The sequence below is a fragment of the Rhizobium laguerreae genome, assembly GCF_019778565.1.
GTDB lineage: Bacteria > Pseudomonadota > Alphaproteobacteria > Rhizobiales > Rhizobiaceae > Rhizobium > Rhizobium laguerreae.
The window spans coordinates 659,523-668,948 of sequence record NZ_JAAXQT010000003.1 but is presented as its reverse complement, the minus strand read 5'-3'; the positions used below and the strand labels follow the sequence as shown (position 1 = coordinate 668,948).

Below are 9,426 nucleotides of genomic sequence, written 5' to 3'. Positions count from 1 at the left end.
GCGAAGCGCAGCTTTTCTTCCATCGCGATCGGAACGATCAGCTCGACCGATACCGTGACGTTGTCGCCCGGCATCACCATCTCCGTACCTTCCGGCAGCGTCACAATGCCCGTCACGTCGGTCGTGCGGAAGTAGAACTGCGGACGGTAGTTGGTGAAGAACGGCGTATGACGGCCACCCTCTTCCTTCGTCAGGATGTAGGCTTCAGCCATGAACTTCTTGTGCGGCTTGACCGAACCCGGCTTGCACAGGATCTGGCCACGCTCGACGCCATCACGGGTAACGCCGCGGATCAGCGCGCCGATGTTGTCGCCAGCTTGGCCCTGATCGAGCAGCTTGCGGAACATTTCAACGCCGGTCACCGTCGTCTTCGTCGTCGGGCGGATGCCGACGATCTCGACTTCTTCGCCAACCTTGACGATGCCACGCTCGACGCGGCCGGTCACAACCGTGCCGCGGCCAGAGATCGAGAACACGTCTTCGATCGGCAGCAAGAACGGCAGGTTGATCGGACGCTCAGGCGTCGGGATGTAGGCGTCGACAGCGGCCATCAGTTCGCGGATCGAATCTTCGCCGATCTTCTTGTCCGAATCTTCGAGAGCAGCAAGCGCCGAACCCTTGACGATCGGGATATCGTCGCCCGGGAAGTCGTAGGACGACAGCAGTTCGCGCACTTCGAGCTCGACCAGTTCGAGAAGCTCGGCGTCGTCAACCTGGTCAACCTTGTTCAGGAACACCACGATTGCCGGAACGCCAACCTGGCGGGCGAGCAGGATGTGTTCGCGCGTCTGCGGCATCGGGCCGTCAGCGGCCGAGCACACCAGGATCGCGCCGTCCATCTGCGCAGCACCGGTGATCATGTTCTTGACGTAGTCGGCGTGGCCGGGGCAGTCGACGTGGGCGTAGTGGCGGGCCGGCGTCTCGTATTCAACGTGGGCCGTCGAAATCGTGATGCCACGCGCCTTTTCTTCCGGAGCCGCGTCGATCTGATCGTACGCCTTGTACTCACCGAAGTACTTCGTGATCGCTGCCGTCAGAGACGTCTTGCCGTGGTCAACGTGGCCAATCGTGCCAATGTTGACGTGCGGCTTGTTGCGCTCAAACTTACTCTTTCCCATTTTCGGGTCTCCGTTTTGCTAGTCCCCGAAGGGATCTAATTCTTGTTATCGGTCAATTGGTATTCCGGTTACTTCTGACCGGAATACTTTGCCTGGATTTCAGTTGCGACGTTCGACGGGACCGGCGAATAGTGATCGAAGGTCATCGTGTACTGGGCGCGGCCCTGGGACATGGAGCGCAGGTTGTCGACGTACTTGAACATGTTCGCGAGCGGGACGTTCGCGTTGATGACGACGGCGATACCACGGCTTTCCTGGCCCTGGATCTGACCGCGACGGGAGTTCAGGTCGCCGATAACGTCGCCGACGTAATCTTCCGGGGTGACGACTTCGACCTTCATCATCGGCTCGAGCAGCTGAGCGCCGGCCTTCTTGGCTGCTTCACGGAAGCAGGCACGCGATGCGATTTCGAAGGCGAGAACCGAGGAGTCGACGTCGTGGAAGGCGCCGTCGATGAGGGTTGCCTTGACGCCGAGCATCGGGAAGCCAGCCAGCGGGCCCGAAGACAGAACGCTTTCGATGCCCTTCTGGACGCCGGGGATGTATTCCTTCGGAACGGAACCACCGACGATCTTCGATTCGAACTTGAATTCGTCGCCTTCCGGGTTCGGTTCGAAGACGATCTTGACGCGCGCGAATTGGCCGGTACCGCCGGACTGCTTCTTGTGCGTGTAGTCTTCTTCATGCGTCCGGGTGATGGTTTCGCGGTAGGCAACCTGCGGCGCGCCGACGGTTGCTTCTACCTTGAACTCACGACGCATGCGGTCGACGATGATGTCGAGATGCAGTTCGCCCATGCCGGCGATGATGGTCTGGCCGGATTCCTGGTCGGTCTTGACGCGGAAGGACGGATCTTCAGCAGCCAGGCGGTTGAGCGCGAGGCCCATCTTTTCCTGGTCGCCCTTGGTCTTCGGCTCGATGGCGATCTGAATGACCGGCTCCGGAAACTCCATGCGCTCGAGGATAACCGGCTTCAGCGGATCGCAGAGCGTGTCGCCCGTCGTAGTTTCCTTGAGGCCGGCGAGAGCGACGATGTCGCCTGCGAAGGCTTCTTCGATGTCTTCACGCGAGTTGGAGTGCATCTGCAGCATACGGCCGACGCGCTCGCGCTTGTCCTTAACCGTGTTGATGACCGACGCACCCTTTTCAAGCTTGCCCGAGTAGATGCGGGCGAAGGTCAGCGAACCGACGAAGGGGTCGTTCATGATCTTGAATGCGAGCATGGAAAGCGGCTCGCTGTCATCGGCATGACGCTCGATTTCGGCTTCCGTCTTGAAATCGATGCCCTTGATCGCCGGGATGTCCATCGGTGACGGCAGGTAGTCGACGACGGCGTCGAGCAGCGGCTGCACGCCCTTGTTCTTGAAGGCGGTGCCGCAGAACATCGGGTGGAACTTGACGTCGATTGTGCCGCGGCGAACCAGCGCACGGATCTGATCGTTGTCGGGCAGAATACCTTCGAGGTAAGCTTCGGTGGCGGCTTCGTCGATGTCGACGACCGTCTCGATCAGCTTTTCGCGATATTCTTCAGCCTTGGCCTTCATGTCCTCGGGGATCTCGACGACATCCCACTGGGCACCGAGCGACTCGTCGCGCCAGATGAGTGCGTTCATCTCGACCAGGTCGATGACGCCCTTGAATTCGGTCTCCGCACCGATCGGCAGCTGCATGACGACAGCCGTTGCACCGAGACGGGTCTTGATCATCTCGACGGAGCGGTAGAAGTCCGCACCGGTCTTGTCCATCTTGTTGCAGAAGATCATCCGCGGGACATTGTACTTCTCGGCCTGACGCCAGACGGTTTCCGTCTGCGGCTCAACACCGGCGTTGGCGTCGAGCAGCGCGATGGCGCCGTCGAGAACGCGCAGCGAACGCTCGACTTCAATGGTGAAGTCGACGTGGCCGGGAGTGTCGATGATGTTGAAGCGGCGCATTTTGCCGTCACGGCCCTTCCAGTAGGTCGTGGTGGCAGCAGAGGTGATCGTGATGCCACGCTCCTGCTCCTGCTCCATCCAGTCCATGGTGGCTGCGCCGTCGTGGACTTCGCCGATCTTGTGCGACTTGCCGGTGTAATAAAGAATACGCTCGGTGGTCGTGGTCTTGCCGGCATCGATATGCGCCATGATACCGAAATTGCGGTAGTCTTCGATCTTATATTCGCGAGCCATTGTGGACTGCCTTTCGATACCGTTCGGAATTACCAGCGATAGTGCGAGAACGCGCGGTTGGCGTCAGCCATCTTGTGCGTGTCTTCGCGCTTCTTGACGGCGGAGCCGCGGTTGTTGGACGCATCGAGCAATTCGCCGGAAAGGCGGTCAACCATAGTCGTTTCATTGCGCTTGCGGGCAGCAGCGATCAGCCAGCGAATAGCAAGAGCCTGACGGCGCTCCGGACGAACATCGACGGGGACCTGATAGGTCGCGCCACCGACACGACGCGAGCGAACTTCAACGTGCGGGGCAATGTTCTCAAGCGCAGAATGGAAAACCGTGAGCGGCTCCTGCTTGGCTTTGCCCTGGACAACGTCGAACGCACCGTAGACGATGTTCTCAGCAACGGACTTCTTGCCGTCGAGCATGATGGCATTCATGAACTTGGTGACGACGAGATCGCCGAACTTCGGGTCCGGATTGATCTCGCGCTTTTCTGCTTTATGACGTCTGGACATATTTTGTCTCTTCAACCGTTAAGGCGCTTCATGACGCGGAGGACCTCGCGCAGCGCCGGATTATTCAAAACCGAATTACTTCGGACGCTTCGCGCCGTACTTGGAGCGGCGCTGCTTGCGGTTCTTGACACCCTGGGTATCGAGAACGCCGCGGATGATGTGATAACGGACACCCGGAAGGTCCTTGACGCGGCCGCCACGGATCATGACGACGGAGTGTTCCTGAAGGTTGTGACCTTCGCCGGGGATGTAACCAATGACTTCGAAGCCGTTGGTCAGGCGGATCTTTGCGACCTTACGCAGAGCCGAGTTCGGCTTCTTCGGCGTCGTCGTGTAGACGCGCGTGCAAACGCCGCGCTTCTGCGGGTTCTCCTGGAGTGCGGGAACCTTGTTACGCTTTACGTTCGCCTGGCGAGGCTTGCGGATCAGCTGGTTTACGGTAGGCATTCAACCATCCCTTACGTTTTATCTCAGTACCCTTGCGGGCTTGAACTCGCGCCGTCTCCGGCAGTGACGCATGCTTTCCGTCAATGCGCAAAATATGGCCCGATCCGCTTCCGCAGATGGACCACAAGGAGCAGAGGACGCATAGAATATGCGTCGTGCGTGCAGCATCATGACTTCAACGTGCGTTTAGAACCTTGTTTGAGGTGAACTTCAGGGCGAGTCGCCCCGAACAGCCAAGCCTCACATGGGATCTGATGGCCGGGGTACTACTGGTTTCCACCCGTCTCGTCAAGGCCGGTTAAGAAATAAACTCGCCGTATCGCCTTGATATGCCGGCCGAACGCCCTGTTTCATCCTTCTAGACGAATTCACAGCAGTGCCCCAAGATAAAAACTTGGGCATTGCAGCAAAAACAGTTAAGGAATCAGCAATTGCGGCGTTCGGCCCTCACAGCAGGATTCGAGCGACCGAATCGTCAAAGAGCCGAAGGACAGGCGATGATCACGACACCTGATAACGACAATAATTTCGACGGCCCGATGATCTTCATCATCATCGGCAAGGGCTACGAGTCCGACGCCAGCGAAGGCATCGACCTGCACATCATGCTGAAGGCGCCTGACGACGACACTGCCGTACGCGAGGCCTTGAACGCCCTTGCCGAGGAAGGCTTCATCGAGGCCGATCTCGACCAGATCGGCATGCTGACCGAGGTCCCGGCCGAAGAGCCACACGCATCTGCCTACCAGGGCGCCGTCGAAGGCGAAGTCGCGATCATCCGGTTCAACTGAAGGGAGCCGCCGCTCACGCTGTCAAGGCAGCATAAGCGGAAGCAGCCTCCCTCCCCGCCCGTCCAATCAGAGCAACCTAAATATGAAAAACCGCCCGGATCGCTCCGGGCGGTTTTTCAATTCATCGACTTCAGCCGCGGATTATTCCGCAGCCGGAGCCTTTTCGGCCATGTCCTGCAGCATCGGCGTGGCGACGGCAGCACCCGTGCCCTTGCGGCGCTCTTCGAGGATCATCTCGTCGCGCGACGTGGCGATGCGGCGGATCTGGGTCATGGTGCCGCCGGTACCGGCCGGGATAAGGCGGCCGACGATGACGTTTTCCTTCAGACCCTGCAGGCCGTCGGTCTTGCCGGCGATTGCAGCTTCCGTCAGCACCTTGGTCGTTTCCTGGAAGGACGCGGCCGAGATGAAGGACGGGGTCTGCAGCGATGCCTTGGTGATGCCGAGAAGAACCGGATCGCCATAGGCTGGCTTCTTGCCCTGCTCGATCAGGTGATCGTTGACGTCTTCGAGCTCGATCCGGTCGACATTGTCGCCGACGATATAGGTCGAGTCGCCTGCATCGGTGATCTCAACCTTCTGCAGCATCTGACGGACAATCACCTCGATGTGCTTGTCGTTGATGACGACGCCCTGCAGGCGGTAGACTTCCTGGATCTCGTTGACGAGGTAGGAGGCCAGAGCCTCCACGCCCTTGATCGCCAGGATGTCGTGCGGAGCCGGGTTACCGTCGAGGATGTAGTCACCCTTTTCGATATAGTCGCCTTCCTGAAGGTGGAAGGGCTTGCCCTTCGGGATCAGGTATTCGACAGGCTCGACACCGTCTTCCGCCGGCTCGATGATGACGCGACGCTTGTTCTTGTAGTCACGGCCGAGACGGATCGTACCATCGATCTCTGCGATGATGGCATGGTCCTTCGGACGGCGGGCTTCGAACAGCTCGGCAACACGCGGCAGACCGCCTGTGATGTCCTTGGTCTTGGCGCTTTCGAGCGGCGAACGGGCGAGAACGTCACCCTGGGAGACCTTCGTGCCCGGCTCGACCGACAGGATCGCGTCGACCGAGAGGAAGAAGCGGGCGTCACCACCACGAGACAGCTTCGCGATATTGCCGCTGGCATCCTTGATGACGATCGCCGGCTTGAGGTCCGAGCCGCGCGGGGTCGAACGCCAGTCGATGACCTGACGCTTGGTGATCCCGGTCGATTCGTCGGTCGCTTCCAGAACGGAGAGACCGTCGACCAGATCTTCAAACTGAACGGTGCCGGCCACTTCCGTCATCATCGGACGGGTGTAGGGGTCCCACTCTGCCAGGCGCTGGCCGCGCTTGACCTTGTCGCCTTCGTCGACATGCAGCTTTGAACCGTAGGCCACGCGCTGCGACGACCGCTCGACACCACGTTCGTCCAGGATCTGGACGGTCATGTTGCGGCCCATGGCAACGAGGTTGCCATCGGAGTTGCGCAGGATGTTGCGGTTCTTGATCTGCACCGTACCTTCGTACGAAGCTTCGAGGAACGACTGGTCGACCACGGTTGCCGTACCGCCAAGGTGGAAGGTACGCATGGTGAGCTGGGTGCCCGGCTCGCCGATCGACTGAGCAGCGATGACGCCGACGGCTTCGCCCATATTGACCGGCGTACCGCGCGCGAGGTCGCGGCCGTAGCAGACCGAGCAGACGCCCGTCTGGATTTCGCAGGTCAGTGCCGAGCGGATGCGGATCGACTGGATGCCGGCCTTCTCGATTTCGACGACGTCGGGCTCGAGGATCATCCTGCCGGCATCGACGATGCGCTCACCCGTGACCGGATGATCGATGTCGTCGAGCGCCGTGCGGCCGAGGATACGGGCGCCGATCGAGGCAACCACCTGGCCGGCATCGACGATGGCGGTCATGGTGAGGCCCGTCTGCGTTCCGCAATCGACATGCGTGACGATGCAATCCTGCGCGACGTCGACGAGACGGCGGGTCAGGTAGCCGGAGTTGGCGGTCTTCAGGGCGGTGTCTGCCAGACCCTTGCGGGCGCCGTGCGTCGAGTTGAAGTACTCGTTGACGGTCAGGCCTTCCTTGAAGTTCGAGATGATCGGGGTCTCGATGATTTCGCCCGACGGCTTGGCCATGAGGCCACGCATGCCGCCCAGCTGGCGCATCTGGTTCGGAGAACCGCGGGCACCGGAGTGGCTCATCATGTAGATCGAGTTCATCGGCTTCTGGCGACCGGTCTTCTCGTCGAATTCGACCGCCTTGATGCGTGCCATCATCTCTTCGGCGACCTTTTCGGTCGCCTTGCCCCAGGCGTCGACAACCTTGTTGTACTTTTCGCCCTGGGTGATGAGGCCGTCATTGTACTGCTGCTCGTATTCCTTCACCAGGTTTTCAGTGTCGGCAACGATCTTGGCCTTGGCATCCGGAATGACCATGTCGTCCTTGCCGAATGAAATGCCGGCGCGGCAGGCGTGGGCGAAGCCGAGCTGCATGATGCGGTCGCAGAAAATGACCGTGTCCTTCTGGCCGCAATGGCGATAGACCGTGTCGATCATCTTCGAGATGTTCTTCTTGGTCATTTCCTGGTTGCAGATATCAAAGGGCACCTTGCCGTTCTTCGGCAGCAGTTCGCCGATAAGCAGACGGCCAGGCGTCGTCTCATAGATCTTCGAGTAAGGCTTGCCATCCTCGTCGACCGACTTGAAGCGGCCGCGGATCTTGGTGTGCAGCGTCACGACCTTGCTTTCGAGGGCGTGATGCAGCTCGCCGAGATCGGAGAAGGCCATGCCTTCGCCCGGCTCGTTCTGGTTGAGGATCGACAGATAGTAGAGGCCGAGAACCATGTCCTGCGAGGGAACGATGATCGGCGCGCCGTTGGCCGGATGCAGGATGTTGTTGGTCGACATCATCAGCACGCGGGCTTCGAGCTGGGCTTCGAGCGACAGCGGCACGTGAACGGCCATCTGGTCGCCGTCGAAGTCGGCGTTGAAGGCCGTGCAGACGAGCGGATGCAGCTGGATCGCCTTGCCTTCGACCAGGATAGGTTCGAAGGCCTGGATGCCCAGGCGGTGCAACGTCGGTGCGCGGTTCAAGAGAACCGGATGCTCGCGGATGACCTCGTCGAGGATATCCCAGACTTCCGGCTTTTCCTTTTCGACCAGCTTCTTGGCCTGCTTGACGGTCGAGGAGTAACCCTTGGCGTCGAGGCGGGCATAGATGAACGGCTTGAAGAGCTCGAGCGCCATCTTCTTCGGCAGGCCGCACTGGTGCAGCTTCAGTTCCGGACCGGTGACGATGACCGAACGGCCGGAATAGTCGACGCGCTTGCCGAGCAGGTTCTGGCGGAAGCGGCCCTGCTTCCCCTTCAGCATGTCGGAGAGCGACTTCAGCGGACGCTTGTTGGCACCGGTGATGACGCGGCCGCGACGGCCGTTGTCGAACAGCGCGTCAACGGATTCCTGCAGCATGCGCTTTTCGTTGCGGATGATGATGCCAGGCGCACGAAGCTCGATCAGGCGCTTCAGACGGTTGTTACGGTTGATGACGCGGCGGTAGAGATCGTTCAGATCCGACGTCGCGAAACGGCCGCCGTCGAGCGGAACCAGCGGACGCAGATCCGGCGGAATGACCGGAACGACCTTCATGATCATCCATTCCGGACGGTTGCCCGACTCCATGAAGTTCTCGACGATCTTCAGGCGCTTCATCAGCTTCTTCTGCTTGAGATCCGACGTGGTGTCGGCAAGCTCGGCGCGCAGGTCGCCGGCGATCTTTTCGAGGTTCATCGAGGCCAGCATCTCGTAGATCGCCTCTGCGCCGATCATTGCGGTGAACTGGTCTTCGCCGTATTCGTCGACAGCGAGCATGTACTCTTCTTCCGAGAGAAGCTGGTGCTCCTTCAGGGCGGTCAGGCCCGGCTCGGTGACGATGTAGTTTTCGAAGTACAGGACGCGCTCGACATCCTTCAGCGTCATGTCGAGCAGCGTCGAAATGCGTGATGGCAGCGACTTCAGGAACCAGATGTGGGCAACGGGAGCGGCGAGCTCGATATGGCCCATGCGCTCACGGCGAACGCGCGACAGCGTGACTTCGACGCCGCACTTTTCGCAGATGATGCCCTTGTACTTCATACGCTTGTACTTGCCGCACAGGCATTCATAGTCCTTGATCGGCCCGAAGATGCGCGCGCAGAACAGACCGTCGCGTTCCGGCTTGAACGTACGGTAGTTGATGGTTTCCGGCTTCTTGATCTCACCGTAAGACCAGGAGAGGATCTTCTCCGGAGACGCGATCGAAATCCGAATGGAATCGAAATTCTGTGCAGGCACCTGCGGATTGAAAAGATTCATGACCTCTTGGTTCATGCCTGTCTCCTTCATGGGCTAAAGCGCCCTCAAAATGCGATGGTCGGCGGCA

The 9,426-nt window shown here is 59.9% G+C and carries 6 protein-coding genes; 1 reads left to right on the top strand and 5 read right to left on the bottom strand.

Annotated elements, in window-relative coordinates; all coding sequences use genetic code 11:
• The 4 genes from tuf to rpsL form a co-directional block, all read right to left on the bottom strand.
• Positions 1 to 1,118 (bottom strand): elongation factor Tu (gene tuf, locus HFO71_RS13820; RefSeq protein ID WP_168260248.1); only part of this gene is annotated, 1,118 nt, incomplete at its 3' end.
• 68 nt (positions 1,119 to 1,186) lie between these two features.
• Positions 1,187 to 3,286 (bottom strand): elongation factor G, encoded by a 2,100-nt coding sequence (fusA, locus tag HFO71_RS13815; protein WP_018068032.1) that lies wholly within the window; start codon positions 3,284 to 3,286, stop codon positions 1,187 to 1,189.
• A gap of 29 nt (positions 3,287 to 3,315) precedes the next feature.
• The gene (gene rpsG, locus HFO71_RS13810) at positions 3,316 to 3,786 is read right to left on the bottom strand and encodes a 30S ribosomal protein S7 (RefSeq protein WP_011651422.1); all 471 of its coding nucleotides are present in this window, start codon (positions 3,784 to 3,786) and stop codon (positions 3,316 to 3,318) included.
• Between the two features lie 75 nt (positions 3,787 to 3,861).
• On the bottom strand, positions 3,862 to 4,233 hold the full coding sequence (gene rpsL / locus HFO71_RS13805) for a 30S ribosomal protein S12 (RefSeq protein ID WP_003547537.1): 372 nt from the start codon (positions 4,231 to 4,233) through the stop codon (positions 3,862 to 3,864).
• A 497-nt stretch (positions 4,234 to 4,730) separates the two neighbouring features.
• On the opposite strand from rpsL, the gene HFO71_RS13800 reads away from it, so the two are divergent.
• On the top strand, positions 4,731 to 5,024 hold the full coding sequence (locus HFO71_RS13800; protein WP_003547528.1) for a hypothetical protein: 294 nt from the start codon (positions 4,731 to 4,733) through the stop codon (positions 5,022 to 5,024).
• Between the two features lie 141 nt (positions 5,025 to 5,165).
• Here HFO71_RS13800 and rpoC read toward each other — a convergent pair whose 3' ends face one another.
• Positions 5,166 to 9,374 (bottom strand): DNA-directed RNA polymerase subunit beta', encoded by a 4,209-nt coding sequence (gene rpoC, locus HFO71_RS13795; RefSeq protein ID WP_026158635.1) that lies wholly within the window; start codon positions 9,372 to 9,374, stop codon positions 5,166 to 5,168.
• Positions 9,375 to 9,426 lie beyond the last annotated feature (52 nt).